This window comes from Deltaproteobacteria bacterium (assembly GCA_016874775.1).
Classification (GTDB): Bacteria; Desulfobacterota; Binatia; order Bin18; family Bin18; genus VGTJ01.
In genome coordinates, this window is record VGTJ01000074.1 from 1 (window position 1) to 12,191 (window position 12,191).

Annotated in this window: 13 protein-coding genes; 9 read left to right on the forward strand and 4 right to left on the reverse strand. The window is 51.9% G+C overall.

Features of this window, described 5'->3' with window-relative positions; translation table 11 throughout:
• Positions 1–58: 58 nt before the first annotated feature.
• Genes FJ147_13785 through lipB form a run of 4 tightly spaced genes read right to left on the reverse strand, consistent with a single transcriptional unit; the run spans position 59 to position 4,165 of the window.
• Positions 59–1,963: a hypothetical protein gene (locus FJ147_13785; protein MBM4256954.1), complete on the reverse strand. Its 1,905-nt coding sequence runs from the start codon at positions 1,961–1,963 to the stop codon at positions 59–61.
• A gap of 13 nt (positions 1,964–1,976) precedes the next feature.
• The gene (locus tag FJ147_13790) at positions 1,977–2,729 is read right to left on the reverse strand and encodes a serine/threonine protein phosphatase (GenBank protein ID MBM4256955.1); all 753 of its coding nucleotides are present in this window, start codon (positions 2,727–2,729) and stop codon (positions 1,977–1,979) included.
• 13 nt (positions 2,730–2,742) lie between these two features.
• Positions 2,743–3,519 carry a 2-(1,2-epoxy-1,2-dihydrophenyl)acetyl-CoA isomerase gene (locus FJ147_13795; protein ID MBM4256956.1) on the reverse strand — a complete coding sequence of 259 codons (777 nt, stop codon included), beginning with the start codon at positions 3,517–3,519 and terminating at the stop codon, positions 2,743–2,745.
• Positions 3,464–4,165 carry a lipoyl(octanoyl) transferase LipB gene (gene lipB, locus FJ147_13800; GenBank protein MBM4256957.1) on the reverse strand — a complete coding sequence of 234 codons (702 nt, stop codon included), beginning with the start codon at positions 4,163–4,165 and terminating at the stop codon, positions 3,464–3,466. The genes FJ147_13795 and lipB overlap by 56 nt, the downstream gene beginning before the upstream one ends.
• 106 nt (positions 4,166–4,271) lie before the next feature.
• Between lipB and FJ147_13805 the strand changes: the two genes are divergently transcribed.
• From FJ147_13805 to FJ147_13845, 9 genes are all read left to right on the forward strand, one after another.
• Entirely contained in the window at positions 4,272–4,676 is a 405-nt protein-coding gene (locus FJ147_13805; protein MBM4256958.1) for a hypothetical protein, read from the forward strand.
• Positions 4,648–5,742 carry a hypothetical protein gene (locus FJ147_13810; protein MBM4256959.1) on the forward strand — a complete coding sequence of 365 codons (1,095 nt, stop codon included), beginning with the start codon at positions 4,648–4,650 and terminating at the stop codon, positions 5,740–5,742. The genes FJ147_13805 and FJ147_13810 overlap by 29 nt, the downstream gene beginning before the upstream one ends.
• A gap of 75 nt (positions 5,743–5,817) precedes the next feature.
• Positions 5,818–6,519, forward strand: a complete 702-nt coding sequence (coxB, locus tag FJ147_13815; protein ID MBM4256960.1) for a cytochrome c oxidase subunit II — start codon at positions 5,818–5,820, stop codon at positions 6,517–6,519.
• The gene (locus FJ147_13820) at positions 6,512–8,353 is read left to right on the forward strand and encodes a cytochrome c oxidase subunit I (GenBank protein ID MBM4256961.1); all 1,842 of its coding nucleotides are present in this window, start codon (positions 6,512–6,514) and stop codon (positions 8,351–8,353) included. Before coxB ends, FJ147_13820 begins: the two co-directional genes overlap by 8 nt.
• A gap of 7 nt (positions 8,354–8,360) precedes the next feature.
• Positions 8,361–9,305 carry a hypothetical protein gene (locus FJ147_13825; GenBank protein MBM4256962.1) on the forward strand — a complete coding sequence of 315 codons (945 nt, stop codon included), beginning with the start codon at positions 8,361–8,363 and terminating at the stop codon, positions 9,303–9,305.
• Positions 9,302–10,210, forward strand: a complete 909-nt coding sequence (gene cyoE / locus FJ147_13830) for a protoheme IX farnesyltransferase (GenBank protein MBM4256963.1) — start codon at positions 9,302–9,304, stop codon at positions 10,208–10,210. The genes FJ147_13825 and cyoE overlap by 4 nt, the downstream gene beginning before the upstream one ends.
• 24 nt (positions 10,211–10,234) lie before the next feature.
• Entirely contained in the window at positions 10,235–10,882 is a 648-nt protein-coding gene (locus FJ147_13835) for a heme-copper oxidase subunit III (protein ID MBM4256964.1), read from the forward strand.
• Between the two features lie 5 nt (positions 10,883–10,887).
• Positions 10,888–11,493, forward strand: coding sequence for a heme-copper oxidase subunit III (locus FJ147_13840; GenBank protein ID MBM4256965.1), 606 nt, complete (start codon positions 10,888–10,890; stop codon positions 11,491–11,493).
• A 26-nt stretch (positions 11,494–11,519) separates the two neighbouring features.
• Positions 11,520–12,047, forward strand: a complete 528-nt coding sequence (locus FJ147_13845) for a DUF420 domain-containing protein (protein MBM4256966.1) — start codon at positions 11,520–11,522, stop codon at positions 12,045–12,047.
• Positions 12,048–12,191: the final 144 nt, after the last annotated feature.

Sequence of the window (12,191 nt, forward strand, 5' to 3'; positions counted from 1 at the left end):
TGCGCGGCATTACCCTGAACAAGACAGCCATGCGGACGGTCGAAGCGCGACTGGAGCGTCATCCCAAGTTGCCCAAGTGGGACATCTTCATCCGCCCCGCTACTCCTGACTGATATAGGGGGATTTTCTTTTCCAGAATTCGCCTCAGTTCCGACTCTTCGCTGCCACTCTTCCCTTGAAGAGCATTTCCCCGCCACGCTCCTGAGAATGGCTTAATCAGGGTCAAACCCAGCACAGCGCAAAGCACTAGGACAGCGCCAAGCCTCTGGCGCCGGGTGATACGACCAAGCGCGGACCGCATTCTCCATAAGGCCAACTGCCCAGGTGATATCGATGAGCGCCGTAGCTGTTGAACAATCTGCGCAAGGGACTGACGAGAGCTCGTCTCCATATTGAGTACCGTGCCGGACTCATGTTTGAGCGCAACGGCCATCTCTTGAATAATGTGTGGAGAAATCTTCTCTTGGCCTGTTGCATAGGCGGCCACGATGGCGTTGTTACATATAGCGTTAATCTGTTGAGGAATCGCTTCGGAGTGTTGCGCAATCATTTCGATAACATCTTGATCAAATAGGCCTTCCTGATCCCAACCAGCAGCGCGAAAGCGGTGGTGAATAAAGGTGTCGATTTCTTTCGGGTTGAGCGGCGTCACTCGGCAACGAACAGCAATACGCTCCTGCAACCAGCGTAATTCTTTACTTGTGAGCTTCGCTTCAAATTCAGGACGCGCGACCAGGATAATTTGCAAGAGCTTCCCATGCGGTCCTTCAAGTTCAAGGAGTTGCCCTAATTTCTTCAGCGCATCCGACGAAAGATTGTGCGCATTATCAAGAACCAGAACTTCGGTCCCTCCGCGATAGGTCCACGCCCACAACGCGTCCTCAATCGCTTCGAGCTTGACCTTTTCATCGTCCGTCCGCGAGATGCGGAGTGACAGTTGGTCACACAACGCCGAAAGCAATGTCTCGAAGGTCGTATTGGGCGATTCGCAAACAACCTCATGCACCGTTTCCTCTAAAGAGTTGGTCAGCAAGTGGATGAGTTTGGTTTTTCCCGTCCCTGGCTTGCCAAGGAGCGCGATGAGCCCTTTTCTCTCACGAATCGCCTCAAGAATAGTTTTATACGCTTCTTCATAAACGGCATTGGTGTAGAAAAAACGAGGGGCTGAAGCAAAAACTGTTTTTAAGACACCCGGATCAAGCGAAATACTTCGCGGAAGGAGTTGGTGCACCGCTGTCATCATGGGCAAGACCGCCGCTTGCTTCCACGTCGCAGAGACATCGGTGACTTGTACCTGCGTGCTCCCCTTGGCGATTTGGTACAGTTGTTTCTCTCGCACCTCCAGGCAGGTTAACTTGCCGCCATACACTAACCCGGTATCGATCCCCACTTTATACGGTAACTCGAACCGCACCGCTCGATGTGGCGTATGGCCAAACACTACTGTGTACGGCAAGGTATGCGAATGGGCTAAAAACTCCTGACGAATCCACAACAGCTCTTCCGGACTTTGTTCCCCCAGTGCCACCAGCGGATTCACACCGGCATGTACACAGAGCACGTTATCAACGATCGTGAACATTTCGAGTGTTTGCAAAAATTCGAGGTGTTCCGGTGGCAATGCCGCCAAGGCCTCTGAGCCTTTCTCGTCTGGCGAGATCCGATAACTCCGAAGCGTCGCCCGACCACCGTTATCAAGGAATCCTTGCCCGAAGTGTCCACCCTTCCCGAGGAAATCGAGGAACATATCCTCATGATTTCCCTTCAAGAACGTCAGCTGGCACGTCTTTGCTGCCTTGAGTCGCAACAAAAAATCGATCACGTCGCGGGAACTCGGTCCACGGTCGATGTAGTCGCCAAGAAAAATAAGGCGATCGTCATCCTGGAGCGATAAGCCCGTTACTAACGCCTCAAGTTCTTGGGCACAACCGTGAATGTCCCCAACAATAAACGCTCGCGCCATGTTTCGCGCCTTCTCATTTCCCTGCGGGCCGGGTTTCTCCTAACTGCGAAAAGAACTTCGTCTGTGGCCAGGTCGAAGAAATATCGGTCACCTGCACCCGAGTACTCCCTTTAGCGACCTGATACAATTGTTTTTCACTCACCTCCAGACAAGTCAATTTACCGCCATAGACTAAGCCGGTATCGATTCCCACCTTATACGGCAGCTCAAACCGCACAGCGCGGTGTGGGGTATGTCCGAAGACAACGGTGTACGGCAACAAATGTTGGTTTGCCAAAAATTCTTGACGAATCCACAACAGCTCCTCCGACTGTTGATCCTGCAAAGGTACAAGCGGATTGATACCAGCATGAACACACAGTACCTGGTCGGCAACAACATACATTTCGAGCGTCTGGAAAAACACCGCATGTTCCGGCGGCAACTCAGCGAGAGCGGCCGGGCCTCTCACATTTTGTGGGATGCGATAACTTCGTAGCGTCGCCCCACCTCCGTTGTGCAGAAACGCCTCACCGTAATGTCCTGGCTGTCCAAGAAAATCGAGAAACATATCTTCATGATTCCCTTTCAGGAACGTTACCTGATACCGCGCCTCAGCCTTCACGCGCAGGAGAAACTCGACAACTTCTTGAGACTCCAAGCCACGGTCAATATAATCACCCAGAAAAATCAGGCGATCTTCATCTCGCAAAGGGAGACTCGCTACTAACGCTTCGAGTTCCTGAGAGCATCCATGAATGTCTCCGACAATAAAAACCTGGCCCATGCCATCCTGCTTTCTACTTTCCTTTATACACCGGTTCACGTTTTTCAAGAAAGGCGGCAACTCCTTCGCGGAAGTCTGCACTCTTGCTGACCCGACGCTGTTCTTTCATTTCCCAGGTGAGCATATCGTCAAGATTACTCGTCAGTGCTTTCTGTATTGATGCCTTTATCGCCGCCAACGCTAAGGGCGCATTTTTCGCCAGACGTTCAGCATACGCGGTAACCTGATCGTGGAATTCAGCTTCAGCAATAACACGGCTCACTAAGCCCATACGCAAGGCGTCGTCGGCATGCACCATATCGCCCGTTAATGCCATCTCCATTCCACGCAATCCAGCAATTCGCGGCAGAAAGTAACTCGCTCCGCCATCGACAGTTAAGCCTCGCTTCACAAACAGTAAAGCAAACTGAGAGATTGACGAGGCCAATCGTACATCAGCAGCAAGAGCCAGAGAACAACCAAATCCAGCAGCCACGCCATCCACTGCAGCGATGACGGGTTTCGGTAAATTCCACATGGCACGGATCGTATCGTTAAACCCATCCTCAAGCAGGTCTTCATGGGCCGGAGATTTTTCACTTTGTCCCGAGCGCAAATCAGCTCCCGAACAAAACGCTTTCCCTGTTCCTGTTAAAACCACGACACGCGTCTCAGCGTCTTCCCGGCTCGCCACAACATGATCACGGAGCGCAAGGATCGTTTCACGGTCAAGCGCATTTTTCCGCTCAGGTCGATTAATCGTGATCCACCGCACGCCAGAGCGTTTCTCGCTTACCACTACGCCACTCATTGTTCGCCTCCTCTACCGGAACAGCAAAAACGGTTGCAAACGCATCGCACATTCGTTGCGCAGCCTCGTTTATGGCAACTGCACATTTCACTTCTTGCGCAATGCTTGTGGGAACCAGATCCGGGATTCCACAAGGGATAATATATGAGAACGGAGTAAGATCAATGCTGACATTCAAGGCAATCCCGTGTAGCGAAGTCCCGTGCCGCACTGCAATACCTACAGCACCTAGTTTTCGTTCTTCTACCCATACTCCAGGAAATCCATGTCGACGTGTTGCTGCAATACTATAGCTGGCCCCCAGCCCGCACATCACGTCCTCCAAAAGTGAGATAAACGTTCGAACTCCACGTCGCCGGAAAAGTGTCGAAAAAATCGGGTAGGCAACAAGTTGCCCAGGACCGTGATAGGTTGCCCCTCCGCCACGACCACTCTCCACCACAGCAATGCCCTTTGCTTCCAGTTCTCTACGAGAAAGTCGGAGATGCTCAGCTTGCTGGCGATAGCCCAACGTCACAACGGGATAATGCTCGGTGACAAGGAGCACATTCTCTCCACGTGCTTGGCAACAGGCGTGAACGGCTTGCTGCAACCGCCACGCAGCCAGATAGTCGGTTAATCCTAGCGAGACGACTTGAATCTCCATACACACCACATGAGTTGGTCACGAGCCTAGCGTACCTCGTTTGCGGACACAACGCACAAGTCTTGACTCAGTCTGCTCTTGGGGGTACCGCTGTGTGTATAACATTATGACGCTAGTCCGTTCGCTATACAAAAACTCCATGTTTGTGGTCGGGGCCGCTCTGATCCTGTTAGGAATAGGCAACTATCTGGCCGCTAATTCGAAAACTCACCACTACCAACGGACCATGAACACCATTGCCGCGCTGCAGTCGTCGTCTTCGACGTTTCTTCCCCACAAAAATACAGCCTATTTTCCTAGTGAAGCACGGGAACGCTGGGAAATTGCGCGGGCAAAGCGTGATTTTTATCAAGTCGTCCTCAGTGCCGGACGCTTGATGATGGGGCTGGGGTTCCTATGCACTGCAGTAAGCCTGATCCAGTTGCGACGACAACGTGCACTCATGACAATAACGCCCCTCTCAGTCACACCAAGTGGGCCCTATGCGGAGAGACAATCATCTCGTTCGTAATGACCCGTCCTCCCAAGAATGGGTTCTCGGCGATTTCTCGACCGATCCCGAGAGATCTGCTCGTATTTCGGCAAGAGAACCTGCGAGTCCCCTTCCCCACCGTCGGACTAGCCACTCCTCGACTTTCTCTTTTGCTGCAGCACTTGCGTTTCTCTTTCATCTCGCCGTGATATTGATCCTGTGGCAACAGTTGTCCTTCACGACACCAGCAACAGAAACAGTAGCCTTTCCTGTCACAGAGGTTGAACTCGCGCCACGTCTCGCCCTGCCTCCCACGATTTCACAACCAGCGCAGACCGCACCAGCGGAACTGCAGGATTTCCAGGGAGCAGCCCTCGCCCGCACCGAGGCGCTCGAACAGACGCTGACCCAAGCGATCACACAACGAAGCCTCACAGAAACCACCCGACAGCAACAGCTCGCTTCACTTACTGAGGCGCAAACCACGCTCCAAGGCCAAGTCACATCGCTCGCCGAAGAGAAAGCCGAGTTGTCAACTCGGCTTGAGAGTGAACGACAACGTGCAGAGGCTCTGGCTCAGCACGTTCATGAGATGCAACTGGCACGAGAACAGGAGTTACAAGGAATAAAGGGGACCTATGAGCATCTCGTCACCGCACTGCAAAGTGAAATCTCACAGAAAGAGATTGCGTTACATCAAGCAAAGGAACAATTGACTGTCACCATTCTCGATCGCGTGTTGTTTCCGAGTGGCCAAGCTACCCTTTCCCCAGAAGGCGAACACGTTCTGGAGAAAGTTGGCGGGATTCTCACGAAAGTAGCCGGGCAACGTATCATGATTGAAGGTCACACGGATAATGTCCCTATCGGTCCAGTTCTCAAAGCGCGGTTTCCCTCGAATTGGGAATTGTCCAGTGCTCGTGCAGCAGAAGTCGTCAAGTATCTGATCTCCCATGTACAACTTTCGCCTCAGCAACTCAGCGCCGTTGGCCGGGCAGAATCTCTTCCCGTGGCAAGCAACGCAACTGAAGAAGGTCGCAAACTCAACCGACGCATCGAGATTATTGTCCTCCCCAAGGAACAACAGCCACAAAAACGTTCCTGAGAAAGTGCCCTTGCGAGCGGACAGAGTTCCGCTATAACTGGGCCACCAGCTTAGAGGAACGGTTAAGGAATTGGCATGCTGCGATGGCTTCCGGAGGATGTCTCTCCGTACGGAGCGGGAATAGACGCACTCTTCCACCTTATATACGTCCTCACAGCTATCGTCTTCCTTGCCGTTACTGTGGTCATGCTTGTTTTCCTCATACGTTACCGTGCACAAGCAGGTCGACGAGCACGGTACACTCATGGGAATACCACTGTTGAGATTGTGTGGACCGTCGTTCCAGCCGCCATTTTCATTTGGTTGGGGGTGCTGAGTAAATCGCAATGGGAACAGATTCGCATGACAATTCCACCCACTGACACAATGATTCGTGTCACAGCCAAGCAGTTTAACTGGGAGATTCTCTACCCTGGACCAGACGGACAGTTTGGTACGAGTGACGATAAACAAGTTGATAATGAAATTCACATTCCCGTCGGGCAACCAATTCGCGTCATCCTCAGTTCAAAAGATGTTATTCACAGCTTGTTCCTGCCGAACTTACGTTTCAAGCAAGACGCCGTTCCTGGGCGCGATATCCACGCCTGGTTTCAAGCCAACAAACCTGGAAAGTACGAAGTCCCCTGCGCCGAACTCTGCGGTTTTGGTCACTCTGGAATGAAAGGCTGGCTGTATGCGCTGACGGTTGCGGATTATCAACGCTGGCAACATGAGCAGTGGCCCCAACAAATTCCCGATTCTGGAGAAACGGGAAAAGGGCATACGCATGAGTGAAGCCGTCGCTCCAGTTCCGCAGCCTCAGCATAGGACGACACCAGAACCGTTGGGATTCTGGCGTACATACATCTTCTCGCTCGATCACAAAATGATTGGTAAGCAGTTCTTGCTTCTGAGTGGCGTCATGCTGGTCTGTGGCGGTCTACTGGCAATGCTCATACGCTGGGAGTTGGCTTGGCCAGAAGCGCCTTTACCGATGATTGGGGCATCTCCGCAATTTATCGACAAGGGAGAATCGCAAACCACAATGGATCGAACGTGGCAAGAATGGCTTGCCCAAGATGAAGCCGAACAAAACTGGCTTGCCCGCAACTTACCGACCGGTGCGGTGACCCCAGCGTTTTATAACTCCCTGTTTACCATGCATGCCACCATCATGATCTTTTTCGTTGTTACGCCATTTTTGGTCGGTGGGTTTGGTAATTTTCTGATTCCGCTCATGATCGGCGCTGGCGATATGGCCTTTCCATTCCTCAACATGCTCTCGTTCTGGCTCACAGTGCCAGCAGCCGTAATCGTCCTGTACAGTTTTTTTGTTCCAGGCGGAGCCGCTTCTGGTGGATGGACCATGTATGCCACGTTATCCGCCAGGGTTCAGTACACAGGCGTCGAGCTGGGAATAGACCTCTGGATTATGAGCCTCATGTTGCTGAGTGTGGCCTCACTGATGGGCTCAATCAACTACATCACCACCATCATCACTATGCGTGCGCCTGGCATGACCTGGTTTCGTCTCCCGCTGATGATCTGGTCACTCTTCGTTACAGCGATTCTGTTGCTCCTTGCGTTACCCGTGCTCACCGCCGCACTCCTACTGCTCTTGTGTGATCGAACCCTCGGAACGAGTTTCTTTCTTCCCGAAGGTGGAGGAGAACCATTACTCTGGCAACATCTGTTCTGGTTCTTCGGACATCCTGAGGTGTATATTCTCGTACTCCCAGCTATGGGACTGACCTCAGATATTCTGTCAACGTTTTCGCGCAAACCCGTCTTCGGTTATCACGCGATGGTCTTGTCGATGATCGCGCTAGCCTTCCTGTCCTGGATCGTCTGGGGACATCACATGTTTCAGAGTGGGATGAATCCCGCGCTCGGCACTGCCTTTATGCTGACAACCATGATTATTGCCGTGCCGTCAGCGATCAAGACTTTCAATTGGCTCGGTACCTTGTGGGGAGGAAGTATCCAATTCACCAGTCCGATGTTGTTCGCCCTGGGGTTTGTATCCAACTTCGTGATTGGTGGGCTGAGTGGTATCTACATGGCCTCAACCCCGGTCGACATCTATATTCACGATACGTACTTTATTGTTGCCCACTTCCACTATGTCGTTGCCGGCATTGTTTTCGGTATGTTTGCAGGGTTGTATTATTGGTTTCCCAAGATGTTCGGACGGCTCTTAAACGAACCGCTGGGGAAAGCTCACTTTCTTGGCACCTACCTTTTTTTCAATTCCACCTTTTTCCCCATGCATTTCCTCGGTGTCGCCGGTCACCTGCGGCGCATCTACAATCCCATGCAATACGAGTTTCTTCATGCTATGCAGGAGTGGAACGTCTTTATCACCTACAGTGCATTTTGCTTATTCCTGGTACAATTGCCGCTTTGTGTCAACCTTGTGTGGAGCTTCTTCTATGGCCAGCGGGCTTCGGCCAATCCGTGGTTCGCGAACTCCCTCGAATGGAGTGCCCCTTCTCCTCCGGGGCATGGGAACTTTGCTACGACACCAACTGTATACCGGGGCCCTTACGAATATAGCTCCCCTCTAGTAAAGGAAGACTGGCTGCCTCAAGACCGCGCATTACCCGCGGCAACTGGTGCAGCACGTTAACTCGATTATGGAAACTGTATCGTCACCTCCACCGTCGCTTTCTCCGTGGCCGCATCGCTTTGCGCTACTCACGGCCGTAGCGACACTGCCGCTCTTGTTTATCGGTGGATTAGTCACCAGTACCAACTCGGGCCTGGCCGTGCCGGACTGGCCGACTACGTTCGGAGAAAACATGTTTCTCTATCCCTGGTCAAAGATGGTCGGTGGTATCTTTTACGAACATAGTCACCGCCTGTTTGGCTCGCTCGTTGGATTTTTGACGATCTTCCTGGCGGCCTCTTTATGGATGAAAGAATCTCGTCCCTGGTTGCGCTGGCTTGGGATCATTGCCCTTGGCGGAGTCATCGTTCAAGGCATCCTTGGTGGTCTCCGAGTAACATTACTTGCTCAAACGCTAGCAATTATCCATGCCTGCTTTGCGCAGGCTTTTTTTGCGCTTATCGTAAGCATCGCCCTCTTTACTTCTGCTGAGTGGCGCACGCCGGTTGTTCCACAAGTTGCTACCGAGAGTGGGAGAATCCATCGGCTTGCGGTCATCACAACAGGACTTATTTACGTGCAATTGATTTTCGGAGCCATCCTGCGACACCGAGGAGAGGCGGACGTCCTCCATATCGTCGGAGCACTCATCGTCACTATTCATATCATCTTGCTCACCTCACGAGTGGTCTGGAACTATAACCATCTCCCGACACTGGTTAAGCCTGCCCATTTTCTGGGTGGACTTCTTATTGTCCAGCTCTTCCTTGGCACTGGGGCCTACCTCGGGAAATATACACAGTCCGGTTCTAGCTTAAATCCCTATGTGGTGCCGCTCGCGACAATGCATGTCGTTGTAGGTGCGCTTATGCTTGTTACCTGTCTTATTTTAACGCTCCAAACCTATCGTCTGTTGACGCCTCATCCCCCGACGCTACAATCTCAAGCATTATCGAAGCAGGCTTCGTTATGACACCATCGACGGATTCGCATCTCGTTCTTGATGTTCCCGCGCCCCAGGTACGGCGACGAGCAATCGATTATCTCGAATTGACCAAGCCTCGTATCGTCGTAATGGTTCTGATTACGACTGCTGCAGGATTTTATCTCGGTGCCCAAGGGTCACCCAATTACCTTATCTTGCTTCATACGCTGATTGGTACAGCTCTCACAGGAGGTGGCACTCTTGCCCTCAATCAACTGATGGAACGCCATGCTGATGCCCTGATGACACGCACCCGCAACCGCCCACTTCCAGATGGGCGCCTGCTTCCGGTCGATGCTTTGGTGTTCGGTCTCATCCTCACTGTCAGTGGTATTGCCTATCTTGTCTGGGCATCGCTCTGGCGCAGTGCGTTCGTTACTCTGCTGATCGCTGTCACGTACTTGTTGATGTACACACCACTGAAACAGCGGACCTCCCTCTGCAGTATTGTCGGAGCAATTCCCGGAGCGCTTCCACCAGTCATTGGCTGGGCAGCGGTACGCGGTTCGTTAGGCATTGAAGCGTGGATCTTGTTCACCATTATGTTCCTCTGGCAAGTTCCACACTCGCTTGCGATTGGTTGGCTCTATCGCGAAGACTTCGCGAAAGCCAAGTTTTGTTTACTCCCTGTGATTGACCCGAGTGGAAAAGCTACTGGCCGCCAGGTCGTATTGAACTGTGCTCTTCTTTTTCTTGTCGGTTTTCTACCGGTCCTCGTTGGTTTTGCGGGAATGTGGTATGGCATTACGGCATTCCTTCTCGGTGGACTTTTCTTCTGGTATGGAGTCAATTTCGCCCGTGCGTGTTCAACAGCAACCGCACGCCAGCTCCTCTTTGCCTCGCTGATTTATCTTCCGGTGATCCTCACAGCTCTTGCGCTGGATAAACTCTAATCACCAACTGGCCCAGGAAACACAATGCCGACCCACGATCCTTCGTTTGGTAAAGTCCTTGAGTTTCCTCTCCGACAGAAAAAGACCCGACCCCTCACAGTCCCACTCTCTCCTGCGGAAGTTGCATCTATCAGCAGTGCCCGGCTTGCCATGTTTTGGGTTATTGGCTCTGAGGCGATGCTCTTTGCTGGCTTACTTGCGGTCTATGCCTCTCTTCGGTTCGGCTCCTTCAATTGGCCTCCCGCACATTTGTATCTTCCAATTAAAATCACCTGGGTGAACTCCACCTTTCTTTTCTTCAGTTGTTACACGATGTGGCAAGCGTTGATAGCAGGCAGGGCGAATAATCAGGTAAGGTTTGTCTCACTCTTGAGTATCACTGGCCGTCTCGGTGTCCTTTTCCTGTGTATTCAAGGCTATGAATGGATCCAAATTCTGCAGGAAGGGGTCATGACCAAGGCCCGCATCTACGGCTCAGCCTTTTATTTGTTGATAGGTTGTCACGCCTTACACGTATTTGGCGCAGTCGTATGGTTGTGGATCGTTATTCACTGGGCAAAACATGGGCAACTGCCCAGTTCTCGTTTTGTTCGCGCTGAACTGTGTGGCATGTACTGGTACTTTGTCGGCGCGGTGTGGGCGGTGATATTTCCACTGGTGTATCTCAGTTAGGACTCATGCAAGCGACGATATTTTCAACGATTGACGAGGGAAAGGTTCTCCACATACCGGCAGGGCGGCTTGGCATGTGGGTTTTCCTGACCAGCGATGCGGTCACTTTTGCTACTCTCCTTGTGAGTAGTATCCTGCTGCGCTTATGGAGCCACGATTGGCCAACTCCAGCAGCGATTCTTAAGCTCCCTCTCGTAGGAGTGATGACCGGACTCTTATTCGCCAGTAGTGTCACTATGGCGTTTTCGTTGACGGCACTCAAGCATAACAATCAGAGCCGTTTCAGAGTCGCGCTCCTGCTCACGATCTTTGGTGGGTTGTCATTTCTTCTTCTGCAGGCATGGGAGTGGTCGCATCTCCAGCATCAAGGCCTGACCCTGAGCAATAATCCCTGGGGTGCACCGCTCTTTGGTGCGTCATTTTATATGTTGACCGGGTTTCACGGAGCGCATGTGATCGCCGGGCTAGTGTACCTGAGTGTGATTCTCTTGTACGGGGTACGAGGGCAGTATCATTCTGGCAATACCGGCCCGGTCGCCATCGCGGCACTGTACTGGTATTTTGTCGATATTTCCTGGCTCTTTATCCTGATAGCCGTCTATGTGCTGTAATTGAAACTTCACTTTTTGTCATACCCATGCTTGAACTCTCCCAATTCCCGACGCTGAACGCCAGCTTAAACGCCGCCAGTGCCGCACTTCTCACCACTGGCTATTACTTCATTCGTCAGCGTAACACGGTAGCGCACCGTGTCTGTATGACACTCGCCTTTGTAGTTTCAATCGTCTTTCTGTGTTCGTACTTGTACTATCACGCACATGCCGGAAGTACGCGGTTTACGGGAACCGGCTGGATTCGGCCCATCTACTTTACGATTTTGCTGACTCACACTATCTTTGCTGCGCTTGTCCCCCTCCTCGCTGTGATGACCCTGCACAGAGCGTTACGACAAGACTGGACCAAACATCAGCGTATTGCCCGGTGGACGTTGCCCATCTGGTTATACGTTTCAGTAACTGGAGTCGTGATTTATTGGCTTCTCTACCATGCGTATGGCTCACTCAACGCCGGTAGAGAAGAAGGAAAGGGACGCATTGAACAGTCGACTACATTTTTGCGGAGATCAGAAACAAAAACAGCGTATACGCTGGAACTAGCGCAGTGATAAACGCTCCCGGAAAAAGGAAATACGTCAGCACTTCTTCTCTTCGCTCTAATACTATCTTCTGAGCGCATTTGGCGAAGTAGAAACTCGCCCCTATCAGATAGAGCGAAATGAGCCAAGGGATTTTTAACCCCAGACTTTGTC

What these genes read in the sequence shown, in the direction of transcription:
- FJ147_13795 (MBM4256956.1), bottom strand. Translation starts at nt 3,519, where the DNA reads ATGAGTGGCGTAGTGGTAAGCGAGAAACGCTCTGGCGTGCGGTGGATC.
- FJ147_13810 (MBM4256959.1), top strand. Translation starts at nt 4,648, where the DNA reads ATGCGGAGAGACAATCATCTCGTTCGTAATGACCCGTCCTCCCAAGAA.
- FJ147_13835 (MBM4256964.1), top strand. Translation starts at nt 10,235, where the DNA reads ATGCCGACCCACGATCCTTCGTTTGGTAAAGTCCTTGAGTTTCCTCTC.
- FJ147_13840 (MBM4256965.1), top strand. Translation starts at nt 10,888, where the DNA reads ATGCAAGCGACGATATTTTCAACGATTGACGAGGGAAAGGTTCTCCAC.
- FJ147_13820 (MBM4256961.1), top strand. Translation starts at nt 6,512, where the DNA reads ATGAGTGAAGCCGTCGCTCCAGTTCCGCAGCCTCAGCATAGGACGACA.
- FJ147_13805 (MBM4256958.1), top strand. Translation starts at nt 4,272, where the DNA reads ATGACGCTAGTCCGTTCGCTATACAAAAACTCCATGTTTGTGGTCGGG.
- FJ147_13825 (MBM4256962.1), top strand. Translation starts at nt 8,361, where the DNA reads ATGGAAACTGTATCGTCACCTCCACCGTCGCTTTCTCCGTGGCCGCAT.
- cyoE (MBM4256963.1), top strand. Translation starts at nt 9,302, where the DNA reads ATGACACCATCGACGGATTCGCATCTCGTTCTTGATGTTCCCGCGCCC.
- FJ147_13785 (MBM4256954.1), bottom strand. Translation starts at nt 1,963, where the DNA reads ATGGCGCGAGCGTTTATTGTTGGGGACATTCACGGTTGTGCCCAAGAA.
- FJ147_13845 (MBM4256966.1), top strand. Translation starts at nt 11,520, where the DNA reads ATGCTTGAACTCTCCCAATTCCCGACGCTGAACGCCAGCTTAAACGCC.
- lipB (MBM4256957.1), bottom strand. Translation starts at nt 4,165, where the DNA reads ATGGAGATTCAAGTCGTCTCGCTAGGATTAACCGACTATCTGGCTGCG.
- FJ147_13790 (MBM4256955.1), bottom strand. Translation starts at nt 2,729, where the DNA reads ATGGGCCAGGTTTTTATTGTCGGAGACATTCATGGATGCTCTCAGGAA.
- coxB (MBM4256960.1), top strand. Translation starts at nt 5,818, where the DNA reads ATGCTGCGATGGCTTCCGGAGGATGTCTCTCCGTACGGAGCGGGAATA.